This is a genomic window from Streptomyces sp. NPDC054847, from assembly GCF_053610925.1.
Genome location: NZ_JBSGZJ010000009.1, coordinates 1 through 20,602 on the forward strand (window position 1 = coordinate 1; position 20,602 = coordinate 20,602).

At 73.6% G+C, this 20,602-nt stretch carries 11 protein-coding genes; all 11 read right to left on the bottom strand.

The features are described from left to right. Positions 1-97: 97 nt before the first annotated feature. Positions 98-1,129 (bottom strand): ornithine carbamoyltransferase, encoded by a 1,032-nt coding sequence (gene argF / locus ACWGH4_RS02440; protein WP_453454624.1) that lies wholly within the window; start codon positions 1,127-1,129, stop codon positions 98-100. 61 nt (positions 1,130-1,190) lie between these two features. Continuing rightward, entirely contained in the window at positions 1,191-2,420 is a 1,230-nt protein-coding gene (locus ACWGH4_RS02445; RefSeq protein ID WP_441264845.1) for an arginine deiminase, read from the bottom strand. Between the two features lie 99 nt (positions 2,421-2,519). Further along, positions 2,520-4,862, bottom strand: coding sequence for a hypothetical protein (locus ACWGH4_RS02450; protein ID WP_453454626.1), 2,343 nt, complete (start codon positions 4,860-4,862; stop codon positions 2,520-2,522). Further along, positions 4,859-6,991, bottom strand: coding sequence for a hypothetical protein (locus ACWGH4_RS02455; protein ID WP_453454628.1), 2,133 nt, complete (start codon positions 6,989-6,991; stop codon positions 4,859-4,861). The genes ACWGH4_RS02450 and ACWGH4_RS02455 overlap by 4 nt, the downstream gene beginning before the upstream one ends. Next, complete coding sequence (locus ACWGH4_RS02460; protein ID WP_453454630.1) at positions 6,988-9,693, bottom strand: hypothetical protein; 2,706 nt, start codon at positions 9,691-9,693, stop codon at positions 6,988-6,990. Before ACWGH4_RS02460 ends, ACWGH4_RS02455 begins: the two co-directional genes overlap by 4 nt. A 2-nt stretch (positions 9,694-9,695) precedes the next feature. Beyond that, positions 9,696-13,166 carry a tubulin-like doman-containing protein gene (locus tag ACWGH4_RS02465; protein ID WP_453454631.1) on the bottom strand — a complete coding sequence of 1,157 codons (3,471 nt, stop codon included), beginning with the start codon at positions 13,164-13,166 and terminating at the stop codon, positions 9,696-9,698. A gap of 52 nt (positions 13,167-13,218) precedes the next feature. Further along, positions 13,219-15,597: a VWA domain-containing protein gene (locus ACWGH4_RS02470; RefSeq protein WP_453454633.1), complete on the bottom strand. Its 2,379-nt coding sequence runs from the start codon at positions 15,595-15,597 to the stop codon at positions 13,219-13,221. A 6-nt stretch (positions 15,598-15,603) separates the two neighbouring features. Continuing rightward, the gene (locus ACWGH4_RS02475; protein WP_453454635.1) at positions 15,604-16,143 is read right to left on the bottom strand and encodes a Pycsar system effector family protein; all 540 of its coding nucleotides are present in this window, start codon (positions 16,141-16,143) and stop codon (positions 15,604-15,606) included. Continuing rightward, positions 16,140-17,351 carry a hypothetical protein gene (locus tag ACWGH4_RS02480; RefSeq protein ID WP_453454637.1) on the bottom strand — a complete coding sequence of 404 codons (1,212 nt, stop codon included), beginning with the start codon at positions 17,349-17,351 and terminating at the stop codon, positions 16,140-16,142. The genes ACWGH4_RS02475 and ACWGH4_RS02480 overlap by 4 nt, the downstream gene beginning before the upstream one ends. Further along, positions 17,348-19,666 carry a hypothetical protein gene (locus tag ACWGH4_RS02485; protein ID WP_453454639.1) on the bottom strand — a complete coding sequence of 773 codons (2,319 nt, stop codon included), beginning with the start codon at positions 19,664-19,666 and terminating at the stop codon, positions 17,348-17,350. The genes ACWGH4_RS02480 and ACWGH4_RS02485 overlap by 4 nt, the downstream gene beginning before the upstream one ends. Continuing rightward, on the bottom strand, positions 19,663-20,574 hold the full coding sequence (locus tag ACWGH4_RS02490) for a hypothetical protein (protein ID WP_453454641.1): 912 nt from the start codon (positions 20,572-20,574) through the stop codon (positions 19,663-19,665). The genes ACWGH4_RS02485 and ACWGH4_RS02490 overlap by 4 nt, the downstream gene beginning before the upstream one ends. Between the last annotated feature and the right edge of the window lie 28 nt (positions 20,575-20,602).

Here is a 20,602-nt window from a genome sequence, read left to right on the forward strand (position 1 = left end):
GAGACGTACGAGTGGGGTCCGGGCGTGCGAGCCCGGACCCCACTGACGGCGGACATACTAGCCCGCTGTTCGCATGATCACCCAATTCGGGGCAAGACTATACGGATGCCGTGCTCCCGCCGGCCGTGACGCCCGTCAGCGTGGCCACCATGACGGCCTTGATGGTGTGCATACGGTTCTCTGCCTCGTCGAAGACCACCGAGTGCTCCGACTCGAAGACCTCGTCGCTGACCTCCAGCTCCGTCAGGCCGTGCCGCTCATGGATCTCCCGGGCGACCTTGGTGCCCAGGTCGTGGAAGGCGGGCAGGCAGTGGAGGAACTTCACCTGCGGATTGCCGGTGGCGCGCAGCACGTCCATGGTCACGGCGTAGGGAGCAAGCGCCTTGATCCGCTCGTCCCAGACCTCCTTGGGCTCGCCCATCGACACCCAGACGTCGGTGGCGACGAAGTCGGCGCCCCGCACGCCCTCCGCGACATCCTCGGTGAGCGTGATCCTCGCGCCGCTCACGGCCGCGGCCCGGTGCGCCTGCGCGACGACCTCCTCGGCGGGCCAGTAGGCCTTCGGCGCGACGATCCGGACGTCCATGCCCAGCAGAGCGCCGGTCACCAGGTAGGAATTGCCCATGTTGAAGCGGGCGTCGCCGAGGTAGGCGAAGGAGAGCTCCTCCAGCGGCTTGTCGCTGTGCTCCTTCATGGTGAGGACGTCGGCGAGCATCTGGGTGGGGTGCCAGTCGTCGGTGAGTCCGTTGTAGACGGGCACCCCCGCGTGGGCGGCGAGTTCCTCCACGACCTGCTGGCCGTCGCCGCGGAACTCGATGGCATCGAACATCCGGCCGAGCACCCGGGCGGTGTCCTTGGCGGACTCCTTGCTGCCGATGTGGGAGCCCGACGGGTCCAGGTAGGTCGTCGAGGCGCCCTGGTCGGCGGCCGCCACCTCGAAGGAGCAGCGGGTGCGGGTCGACGACTTCTCGAAGATCAGCACGATGTTGCGGCCGCGCAGCCGCTGCACCTCGGTGCCCGCTCGCTTGGCCGCCTTGAGCTCGGCGGCCAGGTCGATCAGACCGCGGAACTCCTCGGCGGTGAAATCGAGCTCCTTGAGGAAGTGGCGGCCTTCGAGATGTATCGCCATGATGGCTGCTCCTGCGTGACGGACGAGGTGACAGTGGAACTCTATACGATGCCCTGCATTGCTATACAGCATCCCGCTCGACGGGGCAGCTCATGCAGCGCGGACCGCCACGGCCTCTGCCCAGTTCACTGCCGGGGATCTCGATGACCTCGATGCCCTGCTTGCGCAGATGGGTGTTGGTGGTCACATTGCGCTCGTAGGCCACGACGACGCCCGGTTCCACGGCCAGGACGTTGCAGCCGTCGTCCCACTGCTCACGCTCGGCCGCGTGCACGTCCTGCGTCGCGGTCAGCACCCGGACGTCCTTCAGGCCGATCGCGGCCGCTATGGCGTCGTGCATCCGCTCCGGCGGATGGTCGCTGACCTTGAGCCCCCCGCCCTCCGCCGGTTCGATGGTGTACGAGCGGAGCATGCCGAGGCCCGCGTACTTGGTGAACGTGTCGCCGTCGACCATGGTCATGACCGTGTCCAGATGCATGAAGGCCCGTCGCTTCGGCATGTCGAGGGCCACGATCGTGCGGGCCGAACCGGCCGCGAACAGACCGCGGGCCAGCATCTCCACGGCCTGCGGTGTCGTGCGTTCGCTCATCCCGATCAGCACAGCGCCGTTGCCGAGCACCAGCACATCGCCGCCCTCGATGGTGGACGGGTAGTCGTCCTGCCCCTCCGACCAGTGATGGAACGGGCCGGCCTCCGGGCCGACGAAGAGCGGATGGTGCTTGTAGATCGCCTCGAAGTGCACCGTCTCGCGCTGGCGGGCCGGCCACCGCATCGCGTTGATGGCGACGCCGTCGTAGATCCAGGCCGAGGTGTCGCGGGTGAACAGGTGGTTCGGCAGCGGATGGAGCAGGAAGTCGTCCAGATCCATCACATGGAAACGCACCGACGTCGGCTCGGAATGGCCCGCGAGGAACTCCCGTTTGGTCATCCCGCCGACCAGGGCCTCCACAAGGGCGGCGGTGGGCAGTTCGTCGAAGGCGGCCCGCAGGTGGTCCGTGGCGAGCGGGCCGTACTCCTTCTCGTCGAAGACCCGGTCCAGCACGAGCTTCCTGGCTTCGGGGATCTCCAGCGAATCGCGCAGCAGATCACCGAAGAGATGGACCTCCACCCCCCTGTCGCGCAGCACGTCCGCGAACCCGTCGTGCTCCTGCCGGGCGCGGCGCACCCAGAGCACGTCGTCGAAGAGCAGTGCGTCCTTGTTGCTCGGCGTGAGCCGCTTCAGCTCCAGATCGGGCCGGTGCAGCACGACCCGGCGGAGCCGCCCGGCCTCGGAGTCGACATGGAATCCCATGTCCCCATCCTGGCCGTGCGGGCCCCGGGACACACGCCGTACGCCGATCTTCGGCCGCTCTTCCGTCGCGCTTCGGCCGCCGTTCCGCCGCGGGGGCTTTCAGGACGCCACGGCGAGGACCACGATGAGGACCACCAGCACCACGCCGAATCCGCCGAGGGCGAGGACGAATCCACGCCCGTTCCCGCCCGTCACACCGGACGAGCGGTGCCCACCTCGGGACGGCCCGAGGCCGTCGGTCCCGGACCGCACCGTTTCGCCGGGCGGATAAAGGGTGCGGGTCTGCGGCTGGGCGGTGGCACGGCCCGGAGGCTCGGGCTCGCGGCGGGGCGGCTCGGGTGTTCGGCGGGCCGGCTCCGGGTGGTGGGGCGGCTCGGGGCCGTGGGGCGGCTCGGGTGTTCGGCGGGCCGGCTCCGGGCGGTGGGGCGGCTCGGGTGATCGACCGGCGGACCCCGCCGGCCACTCCGGGCCGTCCCGGTGCTCCGTGGGGCCGGACGGCTGTTCCGGGGCGGGGGACCGGTGTTCGAGCCGCTCCGGCGGCCGGGCGGGAGGCTCCGGCGGCTCGTGCGTGACCCGGTCGGGCGGCGGCCCGGGCAACGCCATCGACCGGCGCACCAGCGCCTGCCACACCGGCAGCGTGATCCCGGGGTCACCGCGGCCGGTGAGGATCTGCTCGGCCGCCCCGCGCCCGATCGGGTCGGCCCCGCCGCACAGTTCGGGCAGCAGTCTCTCCAGACGGTTCCCCACATCCGGTTCGGCGGCGAACGGCCGCACGGCCCATCGGTACAGCGACGCCGCGTTCGCGGCACGGACCGGCTCGTCCGGGCCGCCCCGGGCCGCCGAGGCACCGGGAGAGAGATAGAGCCGTCGGCCGAGGACCGCGTCGCACATGCGCTTGCGCTCACCGGCGGTCCAGTCGGGCCAGCCCTCCACGATCCGGCGCACGACCAGGGTCAGCACGTCGTACGAGGGGTCGCCCTCGAGCACCGTCAGCAGGTCGCCGTTGCCCGACTCCCGGATCGTGTCGGTGAGTTCACGCTCGTCGCGGCACGTGGCCAGCCGCGCGGGCAGTGAGCCGGTCTCCCTGGGGGCGGAGCGACGGCCGAGGACCGGCCGCCGGCGCCGCTCCCCGTCCGGCTCGGGCCAGGTGGGGCGCACGACGGGAAGCCGCCCGGGCGGCCCGGGAGCCGGCGCCGCCGGCGGTCGCATGTCCTGAACGGGCGACGCGGCGAACGGCGTTGCCGCCGGGGCGGAGGTGGACGGCTCCGCGCGGTACCCCGCGGACCCGGACGGCTCCGCACCGTACTCCGTGGACCCGGACGGCTCCGCTCGGTGCGCCCCGGACGCCGGAGGCTCCGTACGGTACGACCCGGACGCCGGCGTCTCGCTTGCGCGGTACGCCTCGGACGCCCGCGCCTCCCCCGAGCGGTACAACGCCGGCGTGGACGGCTCGTTCGCGTAGTACGTCTCGGCCGCGGACGGCTCCGGACGGTACGTGCGGGGCCCGGACCGGTCGCGTCCGGCGCGGCGCTCGAGCGCGGCCAGGGCGTCCTCCGAGGCCTCCAGCAGCGCACGGCCGTCCCTCACCGCCGCGCCACGGGGAAGCGCCCTCGACAGCGCGTCGGCGAGCTCGAACTCGTGCGCGTCGCCGCGCTCGACCGCGTACAGATAGGCGCGCACCAGGCGCTCCGCCACCTCCTGCGGCCGGCCCTCCGGCGCCTGGAGCGGGTCCGTGCGCACCCTCGGACCGTCCTGGTCGGGCGAACTGGACCAGCGGCTCACGAACATGAACCTGATCCGGCGGCTCTCCGCCGTGTCGTGCGTCGCGAACGTCCACGGCTGCGGCAGGACCTTGCCGAAGATCCCGTACAGGGCCCACAGCAGCAGGCACGGCCCGTCGTCGCCCGCGCGGTCCAGCACGGTGTGCAGCGCGGCAGGGTCACGCAGCACCTCCGCCGCGACCGTCGTCAGTTCGGCCTCCGTCCGGCGGAGCCCGCCGGACAGCCGCCTCCCGCCCTCGAGGGCCGACCGTTCGAGGGCGCCGAGCGGCACCGGGTCCAGCGCGCCGCGAACCTCGCCGAGCGCGATGCCGCTGCCCTCCCAGTCCCAGGTGTGCAGCCCGAGGCAGGTCTCGGGGCCGAGGCTCGGCTCGGCCCCGTACAGGGCGTGGCACAAGGTGTCCTGGCGGCCTCCGAGACCACGCCCGGACGTACGGTGCACCAGCAGCGCCGTCGCCGAGTCCTCGCTCACCAGACGCACCAGCGCCGGGGCCGTGCCGGGGCCCGCCGACCTCAACAGGTGCGTGACGGGCCGGAACAGCCGTACGACGTCGCTGCGTTCGCCGGACCAGGCGACCGGGCCGAAGCCCGTGTTGCCCATCGGGTTGGCGGCGTCCCAGCGGAAGACGATCTGGTCCACGGTCCCGGTGTGACGTGACGTCATACCCCTGTCTCCCTCAACTCGGCTCCGGGCAGGAGCCCGCACATCGCGAACACGGACAGCAGCGGGGCGAGGACCCGGCGCGGCCGCACGCCGTGCGGGAAGGTCTCGCCCCTCTCCTGGCCGCCGGTCGCCGCCACGAAGTGCAGCGTGCAGCGGGCGCAGTCGTCGAACGGCTTCAGCCATGCCTGGCTGCCGTGGTGCCGGACGAAGGCGTGGACGTCGCGGCTCTCCGCGCGCAGGGTGCTGTCGTCCAGGACCGCCGGCAGTCCGCGGGCCAGCCAGCGGTCCACCGAGGGGTCGAAGCGGACGAGGTCGCTCTTGTTCAGCGCCACGGCCGCGGGGGCGGTGATGTACGGGCCGGTGCGCGGGATCCGGCCGAGCACGGTGGCGAACGCCTCGTCGCCGAGGTCGCGCTGGACGAGTCCGGTGCGCTCGCGCACCGGGTCGAGCTGGGGCAGCCGCAGGGCCCGCAGCGGGTCGAGCACGAAGATGAACGCGCCCACGCCCATGAGGAACCGGGTCACGTCGCTGTTCTGCGCCAGGTCCTCTCCCGCCAGGTCGAAGAAGACCACGGGCCGGGTCACCCCGTGCCCGGTGACCAGCAGGCCGTCCGCGAATTCGGCGAAGCGCACCTGTCCCGTACGCCGCAGCACCTCGCCGCGGTGCAGCGGGTGGACCGTCTCCGCGAGGTACTCGCGGTGCTCCTCCGGGTTGAGCGGCAGGCACTTGAGTCCGTACGGCTCGAGACCGCCCTGCTCGATCTCGCCGAGCATGGCGGCCAGCAGATGGGTCTTGCCGGCGGCGGAACTGCCGACCATGGCGACGGTGAGCGGCTCACCGCTGGTGAGGTAGGGGACGGGAAGCCGGTGCGGCTGGTTCTCGTCCGCGTGCGGGCACATCTGGAAGGCCTGGCGCAGGGCGTCCTGACGGTGCATCGGACGGTACTCCGCGCTGAGGTCGAGTTTCCTGGGCTCCTTCTTGCTGTCGAGCGTGAACAGCTGCGTCTCGTCGTAGTGCACCGGCAGCAGACAGTGCGGGCACAGCGGGGGCCGGGTCGGCAGGGGAACGTCAACGGGGCCGTCGTGCCGGGGTTCGGCGGCCGGTCTGGGAGCCGGTGGACGGCCGCCGCCCAGCAGCCGCCGCAGCGAGCGGCGGGGCGGAGGGTCGACCAGTTCCACGTACACCTGCTCCTGGTCCGCCGGGGCGGCGAGACCGAGCCGGTCCCGCTTCTCCGCGAGCCTGGCGTCGAACTCCGCGCGGGCGCGGCCGAGCGGGTCCGGGGCGGAGGAGACGACCGTCAGCGGATCGCCGACGTTCAGCAGGCGCATCAGCTCGGCCGGCGCCGCCCGCATCTGGGCCAGGGGAGCGAACGAACCGCTCTCGCTGAGTGCAGCGAGCCTGCCGAAGTCGGCCAGGTCCTCCGGAGGCGCGGTCGCGTCCCCGGGGCGGCCGGACAGCAGGAAGTACATGAGCCGGGCCACCGACCACAGGTCGTCGCGCGGATCGGCGGTGCCCGCGCCGTCCCGCTGCTCCGGCGCGGCCCACGGCGCCGCACCGAACGCCTCGCGGGGCTCGCCGATCCGCTGGGTGCGGTACAGCTCGCCCAGCCGCACATGGGTGCCGTCCCAGCGGACCGTGTGGGGGTTGATGTCCCGGTGCACCAGCTGGACGTTCTCCAGCAGGCGCACGGCGAGCGCCAGCTGACTGAGCACCTTGTGCTGTTCCGCCACGGTCAGCGCGCCCTGCCGGGCGGCGACGGGCCGGCCGGCGTGCACCTTGTAGAGGACGAAGGGTTCCGGGGCGTGGAGATGGAACCCGACGAGGCGGGTGAACAGCTCGCTGTAGGGCTCGGCCCCGTGCTGCCGCTCCACCGCGACCGCCGCGCTGACCTCCCGCTCGAGCGCGCCGTAGGCGTCGGCGCTGCCGTGCGCGGAGCGCGGCAGCCGGTACTGGATCACCCGCCAGCCCTTGCTGAGGGTCACCTGCCGGGCCAGCAGCGGCGCCCGCTCCGGCATACGGACGTCGTCGGAGAAGCGGACCGAGAAACGGACGGGGTCCTGGCGGTGGGTGTAGAACTCGAGCTCCTCCACGTCCTCCGCCGGCGCCCCCGTGTTGTGCGGCACGGTCATCGCGTTCCGCCCTCCTCTCCCCTGACGGACCTGACCGTGTCCGGGCGCATCGGCATCAGCGTGAGCACCCCGGCGTGCCTGCCGCCCGCCGTCCACACGACGTCCTCCGCGGCGCCCGGCCACGCGTCCTGGCCGGTCTCCGGCTCCGCCCCGCGCCGCAGGGCCTCCGGCGCGAACCGGAACCGCCTTGCCGCGTGCGGGTCCTTGGAGAGCAGCCGCCGGTGCTCGGCCCCGCACAGCGGGACGGCGTGCTCCGTGCCGCCGTCTGCCAGGAGGCGGCGCACCCGGTCGGAGGAGACCCCGAGCAGACCGGCGATGCCGGGCCGGTTCCCGGGATCAGGGGCGTACGGGGGCGGCGCGGCGACCGCGTCCTTGATCAGCCTCCGGTGCTCCTCGTCGAGGAGTTCGTTCATCAGTGGGCGCAGCGGCACGCCGGCCGCGGTCGCCGGTTCACGCTCCACGGCTGCCCAGCGGGAGGCGAGGATCAGCGCAGCGCCGTGGGTCAGATCGCCGACCAGCGTGTCGACCAGTTCCGGGCCGCCGTCTCCGGTCTCCCGTTCGAGCCAGGGCGGGCCGTCGCCGTCGGAGCGGGACGGCCAAAGGCTGCGCAGGGCGAGCGGCTGCTCCTCGACCGCGGACGGTCGTTCCTCGGCGGCGTGCGGTCGCGTCCCGGCGGTCTGCGGCACGGGGCGGCCGCCGGCGGCCGGGTCCGCGACGGCGTCCGCGGCGTGGCCGTCGTCGAAGCCCGGGCGGAAGCCGGCACCCGTCCCGGGCGCGGCGTCGCCGAAACCCGGGCGGAGGTCCGGGCCGAGGTACGCGCCGGGGCCCCGCCCCGTATCCGGGCCGAAGTCCATTGCTCCGGACGGGCCGTGAACAGTGCTGTCGTCCGAGAAGGCAGTGTGCGAGGCCGGGTCCGGGAGGGTCGGTTCGGCCCGGTCGTCGTCGGCGTCGCCCCAGCTGTCCCAGTCGAAGCCGCCCGCCGGCCCTGCGGAGGGACCGGCCGGTTCGTCCACCGGCAGCGCCCGGTCCACGGACGGACCGGCGCCCAGCCTTTCCTCCACGGTGTCGGCGAGTGACCCCACCAGCACGGCGACGGCGCGTGCCGCGTCGGAGCAGTGGTAACGGGCGTCGGCGAGCAGCCAGTCGTGCACGACGGTGTCCGCCAGCAGTTCGTCGACCCCCTCCACGGCTCCCGCGGCGAAGGCCCAGTCCGTCTGCCCCCACCAGTCGTCGACCGCCGCCGTCCAGTCGCGTATCGCCAGCAGCACCAGCGCGGTCGGCGCGAGGGCCAGGGCGATCGCGCCCGCCCAGACCGGCAGGGACAGCGCCGAGCCGGCGAACGCCCCGGCCACCCCGCCGACGGCGCCCGCCGCGAGGCGGGTGAGGGCGCGGGTGTCGCCGCCCCCGTCCAGACGCCCGTCCCGGGAACGACCGGGACGGCGCCGCAGCATCAGTGCGGCGAGAGCCGCGCCCGCAGCCGCGCAGAGCGGTCCGGCGAACCACCCGATTCCCGGCCAGAGCCCGGCGACGCAGCAGATCAGCAGGGCCAGGCCCGCGTCGGCCGCCCACGGGCGGCGCATCAGGAACGGTGGCGGCAGCGGGAGTTCCGCGACCCGCTCCGGCGGACAGGTCTCGTCGAGCCGGCGCAGTCTCGCCGTGCTGCCCGCCGGCGCCGACCGGCCGGAGAGCGCGTTGAGCGTCGCCGCGACGGACCGCAGGGGCAGCCGCTGCCGGAGGAGGCGCTCCGTGTGGTCACGCAGCGCCGGTCCCACGCTCGCGCGGGTCACCTCCGGCACCTCCGTCAGTTCGATGCCGCGATCGAGCAGGCGACCGCGCTGCTCCGGGCGGACACGGTCGCCGCCGCCGTCGCCGAGCGCACCCGCGACCTCTGTGCGGTACGCGGCCAGCGCGTCGGCGAGGCCCTCGAACCGTGCGGGGAGGTCGGCCTCCTTGCCGGCCCTGCCGAACAGACCTGCCGCGCCCCGGATCGCCTCGTAGGTCTCCCTGGTGTCGTGCAGGGCCTCCACGCACTCCTCGTGCCGGGTGTCGATCCGGCCACCGGGGGTCAGCCACGGCCGGTCGGCGAGGCTGCGCGGTACCGACCGGCCGAGGAGGAGCGACAGTTCGGGACTGAGGCCGTCCTGCCGGGTCCCGCCGGACGCGGCGCCGCTCTCCGGCGGGGTGACGGATACGGGCAGGTCCTGGCCGGTGAGGTGCTCCAGCGCCTGCCGCCAGGCCCGTGACCGCGCCTCCTCCGTCAGGTCGTGCTCCAGTACGTGCACGGCGGGCACGGCGACGCCGTGCGGCACGTCCGCCAGTTGGCCGAGGACGCAGTCGAACACGGCCGGTTCCACGAGGAGTTCCAGCAGCGGCCGCAGCGACGCGTCGAACCTGTCGGTCCCCGGCGCGGCGCCCACGAGCGTGTCGGGCAGCCACAGCACACCGGCCTCCGGCGGGCCGAGCGGCAGCGGCCGGTGGAGCTGCCGCTGCCCGGGGGCACCGGTCGCGAGGCAGAGCAGCCGTGCGGGTCCGTAGGAGTAGAGCTGTTCGTAGCGGAGCTGGTGGTCCACGAGGTCCGCCGCGCCGTCGATGACGAGGAACCGCCGCGTGCGGTCGTGTTCCGTCTCCTTCAGTGCCGCGGTCACCGGCGCCCCGTGCCGCAGGTCCACGACGACGGCACGGCCCGGGCGGTTCTGTTCCATGGTCACCATCGGTCGCCGTCCTGGTCGTGGCCGTGCCGGCCCCACTCGCCTTCGTCCCAGGGGTCGGTGGGGCCCGGCGACTGGGTGCGGGCGGCGTCCTCGTCCCGGCGGGGGCCTGCGGCCGGTTCGTGGTCGTAGGGGTACGCGTCACGGTCCTGGCCCGGGTCCCGTCGGCCGTGGCCCACGTCGCCCCGTCCGTGGCCGTCGTCCTGTCCGTCCGCGTACGTCCGTTCGCGGCGGGGGTCCGTGCGCGGGTCGGGTCGCGGCTCGTTGCGCGGCTCGTTACGAGGTTCGTTGCGCGGTTCGTTGCGCGGCCCCGGGACCGGCGCGTCCTCCTGGCGGCGTGCGGCCTCGCTCTGCGCGACGCGCTGGTCGAGCGCGCGCAGGTTGGGCCGGGTGGGGCGGGTGGCGCCGGGGAAGCGCATGTCGAGTGCGCCGGGGAAGGTCTGCTCCCAGAAGTCGCGCAGCGGGACGAGCCATTCCTCGTCCTCGGCGCCGAACTGCCCGCTCAGCTCCTTGATCAGGGCGAGCTGGCGGGGCGCCACCTCGTGCACCAGCCGGCGGAACAGCGGCGAGGGGGCTTCCGGTGTGGTGGCGAGACCGACCGGCTGGGCGCTCATCAGCCGCTCGCACACCTCCTCGACGATCCGGCCCTCGTCGAGCAGCGCCCACTGCTCGTAGGCCCGCAGCAGTCCCGCCCAGCTGGAGACGCTGTTGTCGAAGGCCTCGAGGCGCAGCGTCATGGTGGCCGCGCCGCCCTCCTGGAGGCGGATGCGGATCTGCTCGGGCGAGTCGGGCGATCCCTTCACCTCGACGAGGCCGTTCCAGACCGCGCACAGGATGCGGTGCAGAATCCGGCGCCGGTCCTCCTCGGTGCTGGCCAGCCAGTCGTCGCGGTAGCCGAGGCGCTGGCGCCAGTGCAGGAAGTCGTCCACGCCGGCGGCGTCCCGGGCCTCCGCCCACAGCCGCAGCACGTGCCGCACCTCCGAGACGTCGGTGAGGCTCATGCCGCTGCGGAACAGCACGACCGTGATCGACTCCGTGTCCACGGCCCGGAATTCGGGCACCGTCCCGTACGGCAGGCGCAGTTCACGCTTGAGGAACGCCGCGGCGCCCGAGCCGGCCTCGCTCTGCGGGTGCACGATGAGCACCTTGAGCGGGCCGCTGCCGTCCGGCTCGAAGCCGACCGGCAGCAGCCCGACGAGCTGGGAGCGGAACTGCTCCAGCCATCGGGTGTCCACCTTCGCGGCGGCGTCCTCGTCACCGGCCGCGGCCTGCAGCAGCACCCCCAGCGACGGCAGCAGCGGACGGTCGCCGAGCACGCTCGACTCCACGAACAGTCCCTTGACCCGCCGCTCGATGACCTGCTTGATCTCCTTGACGCCGGCCTGCGGCGAACGGCGCACGGACTCCAGGGCCCGCATCCAGTCGTCGGGCCGGATCAGCTTGGCCACCAGGCGGGCGGCGCCCGGGTTCTCCGGCAGGTCCTCGTGCTGGTAGAGCCGGCGGATCACGTCGTCGTAGAAGGCGGCGAGGGTGTTCTGCGGGGGGAGCAGGTACAGCACGCCCTTGCGGTCCTTGCGGTAGAGCTCCTTGCGCCGCTCCGCGAAGAACTTGCGCTCGTCCTCCTCGTGACCGCGCAGCGCCTTGACCAGCTCGCCGATCTCCTTTGTGGTGCGCAGCAGCGGGGGCCGCCAGCGCGACTCCTGGTCCTTCCAGCCGCGGTGCCACTTCTGCCGGGCCCGCCACCGGTACCAGGCGTCCTGCTCGTCGAGGGCGTTCTGCACGTCGGGGTCGCCCCAGCGGGCCGGTACGAGCCCGCCGACCGCCCGCTTGATCAGCGGGATCTGCGGCGGGTGGACGTCCACGCCCTCACCGCGTTCCGGGTCGTTCCTGCGGTTGTCCAGCATGCCGACGAACCCGGCTTCCGCGACCCGCTGCGGATGGCCGGGCAGTCCGGCGAGCAGCCTCTCCAGCCTGAAGGGGTCGATCACGCCGAGCAGTTCGCGGCAGCCCGAGCCCGGCCGGAACTCCTCGACCAGCCGCGGGATCTCGGCGTCCAGTTCGCGCTGGAGCCTGCCGAGCGCGTCGTCCATGTCGCCGAGCCGGTTCCGCAGGGCCTGCATGATGGCCCTGGTGCCCTTGGGCAGCGGGTCGGGCGGCACCACCACCGGCGCCTCCCTGGTCCACAGCCGGCCGATGGCGGAGCGGTCGAACAGGTCGCGGACCCGCTCGGTGCCGTCGTCGGCCGGCTTGCGTGCCTCCTCGTCCATCGCCCGCACGGCCTGCGCCAGCAGCCGTCCCGCCACTATCTCGGCGAGGTCGTCGACCGGCACGGTCAGTGAGGCGGCCAGGCTGGTCGACATGGACCGGTGGCCGATGCCCGACCTGGACGGCTTGGAGCGCTCCACGCTCTTGTTGACGAAGCTCGCCGCGAAGGACTGGTAGTCGCCCTCGGTGCGGCCCTGGCTGTTGTCGTCGCCGAGTTCCGTGCCGATGAGGGACATCACCATCGCGGTGATGGAGCGGCGCAGGTCCTCCGGTTCGATGCCGGCGGTGCGGCTGAACAGGAACGCGGTCTGCACCGTCGAGGGGCGCAGCGTGACGAGCCCTTCGCCCGGGTAGCGGACGCCGAGCGAGCCCTGCTCCTCCACGTCGCCGAAGTCGGACCGGGCACTGGGCACGTTCTGGTCGTCGACCAGGCGGGAGAGGTCGACCAGGGCGCGGGACGAGTTGAGTTCGGCCTCACGGCCGCCGCCGGCCTCCGGCGGGAAGGCGGAGGGCATGACGACCAGCGGGTAGATCTTGACGCCCTTGACCTTGGACCTGCGGAACTCGTGTCCGATCAGATGGATGAAGTCGTAGAAGATGCCGGCTCCGGTGCCGCCGGCCACGGAGAACGCCACGAAAACGTCGCAGCCGCGGATCTGTCCGCCGCCCATCTCCCGCAGGTCGCCCTGCGAGTTGCTGATCGCGCCGATCGCCTCACGCAACTGGCGCAGCACCGGCTCGAGTCCGCTGCGCAGCGTCGCGAACAGCGCCGACCTGCCCACGGTCGGCAGCTGCCCGGCCCCGGTGTGCAGGGGCGCGACCCGGGGCTGCCGCTCCTGGGGCGGCAGCCAGTGGTGGGTCTCCTCGTGCAGCGCGACCCGCAGCATCCGGGCCACCTCGGGCGAGCTGTCGTAGTCGCTGGGCAGCAGGTCGTGGATGATCCGTGAGGTGCGGGCGTGCGCGGCGGTCTCACCGGCCTTGAGGCCGGCCGGCTGGAGCCGGTCCAGTTCGGACTCGCTGAAGTCCGCGTAGACGAACTGCAGGCAGTCCGGCAGCTGGAACGGCAGCCGGCGGCCGTCGGTGACCAGTTTGTTGCCGTCGGGCCCGCACAGCTCCCGGCGCAGTCCGCGCTCCAGGTCCGCGCCGATCCTGGCGCCCGTGCCGCCCAGACCGACGTAGAGCATGGGCTGGTAGATCTTCATGTCTGTCTCCCCTTGCGCCGCCGTGGACGGGCGCTCGTGGCCGAGAGGTGGGTCAGAAGTTGGGGTCGGGAGGGGTGGTTCCGCGTCGCGGCGGGGCGGCGGAGGCGTCGCCCCGGGTCCGTCCGCCGCGGGCGGTGCGGTCGGAGGAGCCCTGGGGCCGCGCGCCGCGAGGTCCCGGCACCCGCCGGCCGCCGAAGGGGCCGCCGCCCTGGCCCCGGCCCTGTCCGTCACGGCCGCTCCGACCCGTTCCGGCGGCGGTACGGGCGTCACCGACGACGAGTTCGAACCCGTCGGCCAGACCGGCCGGCTGGCCCTGCCCGATGGCCCGTTCCGGTCCGCCGGGCGGCTTGAGCAGCAGTTGTCCGGCCGTGGTGCGCCGCAGACGGTACGCCTGGGATCCTCCGCCGCGCCTCAGCGCCGGTGCCCCGCCGCCGGAGCGGCCGACAGAGAAGAGGAACTCCCCGCCGGGGCTCTGGCCGGCCCTGATGGTCAGCGTGTCGGGGCGCTGCCCCTCCGCCCGCAGTTCGAGCCGTACGCCCGAGAGGTCCCGCCGTTTCGCCCCTGCCCGCCGCCGCACGGCGACCACGGCGGCCAGCGCGCACAGCAGGAGCGCCGCGCCGCTGAAGGCCCACCACCACCGGTCCCACAGGGTGGGTTCGGCGGTGACGCGCACCCCGAGGAAGACGTTGTCCACGACCCGGCCTCCGTCGCCGAGGTCGGTCACCGTGATCCGTCCGGACAGCTCGCCCAGGGGGACGTCCGGGCCGAGGGTGACGGTGAACGGGGTGGAACTGCCGCCGGGTGCGGCGTTCACCGTCGCCGGGCTGATGCGCAGTGCGGATCCGGGCGGCTGGTCGGCGAGGGAGAGCCGCAGGGTGTGCGGTCCCGAGTCGTTGTTGGTGACGTCGAGCGTGCCGCTGACCGTCTGCCCAGGGTGGACGTCGCCGCGGTCGACGCTCAGCCCGGCGGTGAGCACCGGGGTGCCGTGCGAAACGCGGGCGTGCAGGGGCCGGCGGTCGCTGGTGATGCCGGGGGCGGTCATCTCGGTGGTGAGCCGCAGTTCCCCGGAGGCGGTGGCGGGGACGGTGAACCGTCCGGCGTAGCGGGCGTCCTCGGCCCGCTCGTCGGGCTTCTTGCCCCCGTCCGCGAGCGGTACGACGACCGGGTCGAAGCCCTCGCCGGTCATCCGGGCGGAGACCCGGATGCCCTTGAGCTGCTCAGGGTCGGTGATCACCACACCGCGCCGGGTCTGCATACGGACCTCGACGACGGCCTCCTCCCCCGGGCGGGGCGAGGCCGGGCTGAGCGTGACCGCGGAACGGAGCCTGCCCTGCCAGATGGCGCGTACGGCGACCTCGCGGTCGCGGTGGCCCTCCGGCGCCTCGATATGGATCCGCCACTTGCCCGGCAGCGGGTTCCTCACCCGCAGCGCCTCGACCGGCCCGTCCTGTCCGCTGGTCTCGAAGGCGGAGCCGTCGAACTCGCCCTGGGTCGGCACCCGCCGGCCCTTGGGGTCGTAGTAGGTGACGGTGACCTTGGGGTCGTGCTTGCTGACCGTGAGGGAGCCGTCGGTGGCGATGGGCGGGATGGTGACGGACAGGTCGGCGGGCGGTTTGCCGACCGTGCCGTGTGCGAGGCGGGCGCAGCGGGCGGCGGCGAAGGTCTCCTGGAGCGCCTTGTCGATCTGCGACGAGCTGTCGACCACACGCATCTTCGGGGCGGCGTCGGGCAGGTCGGCGCAGCCGCCTCGGAATCCGCCGTCGGCCATCCTGGTCAGCGCGGCCCGGTCGATGCTGTCGCCGAAGCCGAGCGGCCAGATCTGCACGGACTCCCGCCGCGCCCTGGCCAGTTCCTCCGTCAGGCGCTTCGCGCCGTTGGCCTGGCGGCTCGCCTCGTCGGTGCCGTATTCGGGGCTGTCGGAGACGTCGAGGCGGCCGTCGGTGAGCAGGAAGACGACCTTGGGGATCTCCTTGTCGCCCTTCTCCGCCAGCCGGTCGACGGCCTGCCGTACGGCAGCGGGGAAGTCGGTGCCCGGTCCGGTCTTCTTGTCGTCGCGGTGGGCCAGTTGCTGCACGCAGTCGCTCAGCCGCTGCCGTCCCGCGGTGTCGGCGGTGGTCAGGGCGCACACTTCGCTGACCGGTGACTGGCCCGGTTTCTCCGAGCTTCCGAAGCCGATGACTGCGGCGCGGGAACGTGCGGAGATCTCGCCCTGGGTGATCAGCGAGGCGGCTTCCACCTCACGTGCCAGGTCCTCGTCGGACAGGCTCTCCGACTGGTCCACGACGACCGCGAAGTCGATCGGGTCGGGCCCGTCGGACGCCGGCGCGGCCGCCCTGCCCAGGGGGCCGGCGGCCTGTCCCGGCGCCGCGGCCGGAAGCATCAGGAGTGCGCAGACCAGCACCGGCACACCTGTCTTGCGGAACATTCTCATCGTCTCTCACCACAGCTCGCCGAAGAGGACCAGCAGCGCGCCGAGGGTCAGCGTGCAGACCCCCGTGCGCAGCCACCGGTATTTGGCGGCCAGGACCGCCCCGTGCACCCGTGCCTGGCCGACCAGCCAGCGCACGACGTCCTCGCCCGACTCCGAGAGCCGGACGAGCAGTTCATCGGTCGGCGTGCCGACCGCGAGATCGCGAAGGAAGGTGGTGTCCGCGCCGGTCCGCGTGCGCGGCAGTATCACGCCGACGAGCATCAGCACGCCCGCCGCGTAGAGCAGCAGCCCGGCGGTCACGACGGCTGCCGCCGCCCTGGACGCCGGCAGCGGGAGTTCGTTGCGCGAGAAGGCGACGGCCAGTGCGGCGACCGCTCCGGAGAGCAGGATCGCCGCCTTGGCGTCGGCCCGGCCGATGTCCTCGCGTACGGAGTTCAGCAGCCGCTCGGCGACGAACCGTACGTCGCCGCCGGGGTCGGCGCCTGACCCGCTGCCGGGGCCCGGAAGCGCACCGGCGCCCGGGCCCGGCGGTGCGCCGCCGTTCACTCGTCCCCCCAGTCGTCGAAGTCCGCGCTCGGGCGGGCGCCGCCCGAGCCGGCAGCCGGCCGCGAGTCCCGGTCCCGCTCCGCGGACGACTGCACCCGGGTGGGCTCGTAGACGTGCCCGTCGTCGGGGGCCGGGCCGGCGGCGTCCTCCGGCTCCTCGTCCCAGAACGGCCGCCTCGGCTCCGGGGTCTCGTCCCTGCGTGGGGTGAGCGCGGGCCGGCCCCCCTCGGGGGACGTGAGCACCCGGTCGGTGACCCTGCCGGTCACCCTGCTGCTGTTGTCCCGCAGATACCGGAGCACCTCGTACATCTGCTCGCCCACGTCGTGCCGTTCCAGCATTCCCGCGTCGAGCAGCCGGTTGAACAGGTGCAGATAGTCGGCCTGGCCCTCCCGTTTCTCCTGCCGGATCGCCTGGCGGATCTCCCACACCTTGTCGGGGTTGCTCGCCATCAGATGGGTGATCTCGGCCTCCTCGCCGCGCCGCAGGACCTCCTCCAGCCGGGCGGCGCGCTCCGCGACACGTTCGCGCTCGTACCGGTCCTTCCGCCGGTCCGCCTCGGCCTGCGCCCGGTCCTTCTCCATCTCGAAGGCGACGTCGTCACGCTCGGCGACCCGGTCCCTGACCTGGTCACTGAGGTCGATGAAGACATGCACCCGGGTACGCAGGCCGAGATCGGCGCCCAGATCCATCCGGCCGGCCCGCAGTTCGGCCTGGACGGCCTCCTCCGCGCGCTGCGCCTCCGTGAGCCGGAACCGCCGGGACACCTGGCGCAGCCCGTACAGCAGATCGCCGTGCAGCATCTCGCGTACGTCCCAGACAGCCTTCTCGACCACCAGCCGCGGGTCGTCCACCTCCCACTGCACCTCGGCGCGCGTCTTGAACGACTGGGCGTCGCCGGCCGCCGGCAGGGCGAGGTCGAAGGCGGTGACATGGCGCCCGAGGATCACCTCGAAGACCGCGCGGGGTCCGCCGAACCAGGGCTTGTCGTGGTCCTCCCTGCGGCTCGGCCACAGCACGCTGTGGCCCCCGTTGGGATACAGGTACACGGCCGCCACCTGGCCGCTGCGCGGCGTGTACGGCAGGACGCACTCCCGCAGCAGCGGCCCCTTGCGCGGCTCGGCGGCACCGGCCTGCCCGTCCGCGCCTGCTCGCTCGTCGGGCCGGAACGGCTGCTGGGCGGGCGGTTCTCCGGCGCCTGACGGGGTCATCGCATCGCTCCTTCCGCCGCCGCGTCCCAGAGTTGGCGGGCGGTGTTCTTGTCCAAGGGGTCGTCCTCGTCCCGGACCAGCCGGGCCAGCAGGTGCCGCACCCGGTCGCGGTCCCTGCGTTCCACGGTGATCAGCGGAAGGAAGCCGCGGACCACCTCCAGTTGGGCGGGGTCGTCCGCGCACTGGCGCAGGACCCGCCCGAGGGCCTCGAGCGCCACCTCGCCGGAGCGGGCGGTGCCGAGGGTGAGGCTCACCAGGTCGGCGAGCTTGCCGACCAGGGGTTCATGGGTGGCGAGCAGGGCCACGAGGAGCGGCCGGCGGGCGTGCTCCTCCAGTGCCTCTGTCTCGTCGAGACCCCACAGATACGTGGTGCGCGTGGTCAGCGTGCCCAGCACGCTCAGCAGCACCAGGTCGGCGAGCTCCCGCTGTCCGCCGCGCAGCCAGGCGCCGAGACGGGCGACGACCGTGGCCGGCTCCGCGCCGGCCAGCAGCCGGGTGACGCTGAACGCCGCGTTGGACAGCGTCGTCACATCGCCGGCCCGGACCGCCTTCGCCAGCGCGTCGAGGGAGGCGCGGACGGAACCGGCGGCCATGCCGTACCCGTGGGCCAGCAGGGCCGTCGTCACCAGTGCCTCGTCCCCCGACGTGGCCCACTCCTTCAGCAGCGCGCCGACCGCGGGCCGTACGGACGCGTCCCTGGACGCCTCCGCCAGCGCGGTCGCGGCCGACATCTGCTGGACGGGGCTGTCCACGGCGGCCATCGGGCCGATCAGTTCGCCCGCCCCGTGGACCCAGTCCCAGGAGCAGAGCACGCCGGCGGCGACGGAAGCCCGCACCCACACCTGGGGCCGCGGGTCGTCGCACAGGGTCCGCAGCCAGCGCACCACCGGACCGCGCGCGTTGTGGTAGCCGTTCCACACCTCGCGCAGGACGGCCGTCGCGAGGGCCTCGCCCTGGAAGCGGACGGCGCGCACCGGGATCTGCGCGTCACCGAGGTCGAACTCCGCGTCCTCCACGACCGCCCGGGCCAGGGCCGGGCGGTCGTCGGCATGGGTGCCGAACAGCCGCCGTCCGACGGGCTGTTCGGGATCCAGGGTGACGGACATCTCCCAGGCGAGCTGCTCGGCGGCCTCCGCGGCGAGGCCGTAGGGCGAGCCGTTGAACACGGCGACGGCGATACGGAAGGCCGCGGCGCCCAGGGCCGGACCGGCCTCGGGGAGGGTGCCGGGACGGTCGGCGCCGGCGAACCACGCGCGGGCCTGCGCCCGTACGAAGGTGGTGCAGCGGTCGAGGAGTTCGTCGTCGCCCAGTTCGCCGCGCCAGTGGCGGGCGAGCAGCTCCGCGAGACCGGCGGCCTCCTTGGGGCGCAGTTCGTCGAGTCCGAGCGCGCCCTTCAGGTCCTCGCGGCGGGCCAGTGCGCGGCAGGCGTCGAGGGCCTCCGGTGGTTCGCCGAGCAGCTGGATGCGCAGATGGCGGTGGAGCACGTCCTCCGTCCCCGGCGGGCGCAGCTGCATCCCGTAACGGCCGCGCAGCAGCCGGTCGGCCAGGTCCCCGCTCTCCACGAGGACGACGCCGAACGCCTTGGCGGTGAGCAGCTGCCTGCTGAAGCGGTCCAGGTGCAGTTCCGTGAGCCGGCCCGGGTGGCGGCCCTCGTCCCGGCCGTCGCCGCGGGTGCTCCGGCCGGCCTCCCGGTGCAGCTCGTCGGACGGGAGTTCCAGCAGGTGCCCGTACTCCTCCTTGAGCATGTCGCCGGAGATCCGGTGCACGGCCTCGCTGGGATCCAGCCGGGTGACCTGGTTGTCGGTGAGTTCGGAGAGCAGGGCGAGGGCCGTGGCGGTGCGGCCGCTCCCCCGTTCTCCGCACAGGACCAGCAGCCCGCACTCGCGCAGCCTGGTCCGCATCCGGCCGTATCCGGGGGTCTCGCAGTAGACCCCGGCGAGCCGGCGCAGTTCCTCCGCGGGGACGGGGCCGTCGAGCATGGCCGGGCCGGTGCCGGCGCCGAACTGGTTGATGAAGTAGTTGCCGTGGAAGTACTGGCCGTCGTCGCCGAAGGTAACGACCCGCTCCGCCTGCCGCGGTGCGAAGGTCCGGCGTGCCGCGTGGGCGGTGCCCGATCCGCCGGTGCCGCCGGCGGATCCCATCGGGCTGCGGCCCGCCGTGGCGAAGGGGTTGGGCGGTTCCGGAGCCGGTTCCGCGGCGTCCTGCGCGGCGGCCTCCGCGTCCGGTTCCGCGGGTTTCCGGTCGGGTGCGGGGGCCGGCTTCTGCTCGTCCGCCGGGGCGTCGGGCGGCGGGGCTTCCGGCTGGTCGTTGCTCATGCGGCACCGTCCCCGTCGGGGGCGGCCGGGCCGCGGTCCTTGCGGATGCCGGTCACCTCACCGTGGAACACGTTGTTCTCGAACGAGGCCACGTCGCCGTGGGCGTTGATGTGGGTGACGGTCGTGCCTGCCGTCCTTGCCCGGTCCCTCGTGCCGGCCGCGCCGGTGGTGCCCTTCGTGCCTGTGGTGCGGGACCCCGACGGGTCCGGAGGCGGTGGGCCGTCCCCCTGTACCGGCCCACCGCCGGTCTCGGTCCCCGGTCCGCCCGCGCCGCCCGTGCTCCGGTGCTCGGCGCCCGGCTCCGCTGCGGGCCGGTCCTCGGGCAGTGGGGGCGCGGGTAACCGGGGGATGTGGAACCAGGCGGTCTCGTCGGTCTCCTTGAGACGGACCCGCGCGCTGCGGTACGTCTCCGGTTCGACGTAACGGCCCCCCTCGGCCACCACGTTGGCGTAGAGCCAGTCGGAGACGACCAGCAGCAGGTCGCTGCCGGGGGCGAGCTCCATCGTCCGCCTGGCGACCGGGCTGTCGCAGAGCCGTGCCGCCACGTCCACGGCACGGCCCACCAGTCCCCTGCCGTCGTCGAGCACGGGGCCGGCGTTCATCCCGATCCTCAGCCGCAGGCGGTCGGCGCTGCCCGCGTTGTGCTCGCGCAGGCTCTGGAACAGCGTGTCGAGCCAGGTGCCGACCATCAGCGTCGGCGGTACACCGGGGTCGAGCGCGGCCAGGATCCCGTCGCCGCGGTCCTCCTGGTGGACACGGTCCACCTCGACGCCCACGGAGGCGTAGGCCTCGGCGAAGGCCCCGTACATGGCGGCCCGCATACGCCTCTTGGCGTCGAGGCCCATGCGCCCCGAGCCGCAGGCGTCCCCGAAGACCACCAGTCTGTTCACGGCTGCTGCACTGCTCACTCGGACCCCCTGGGTGCTGTCGTCTCGG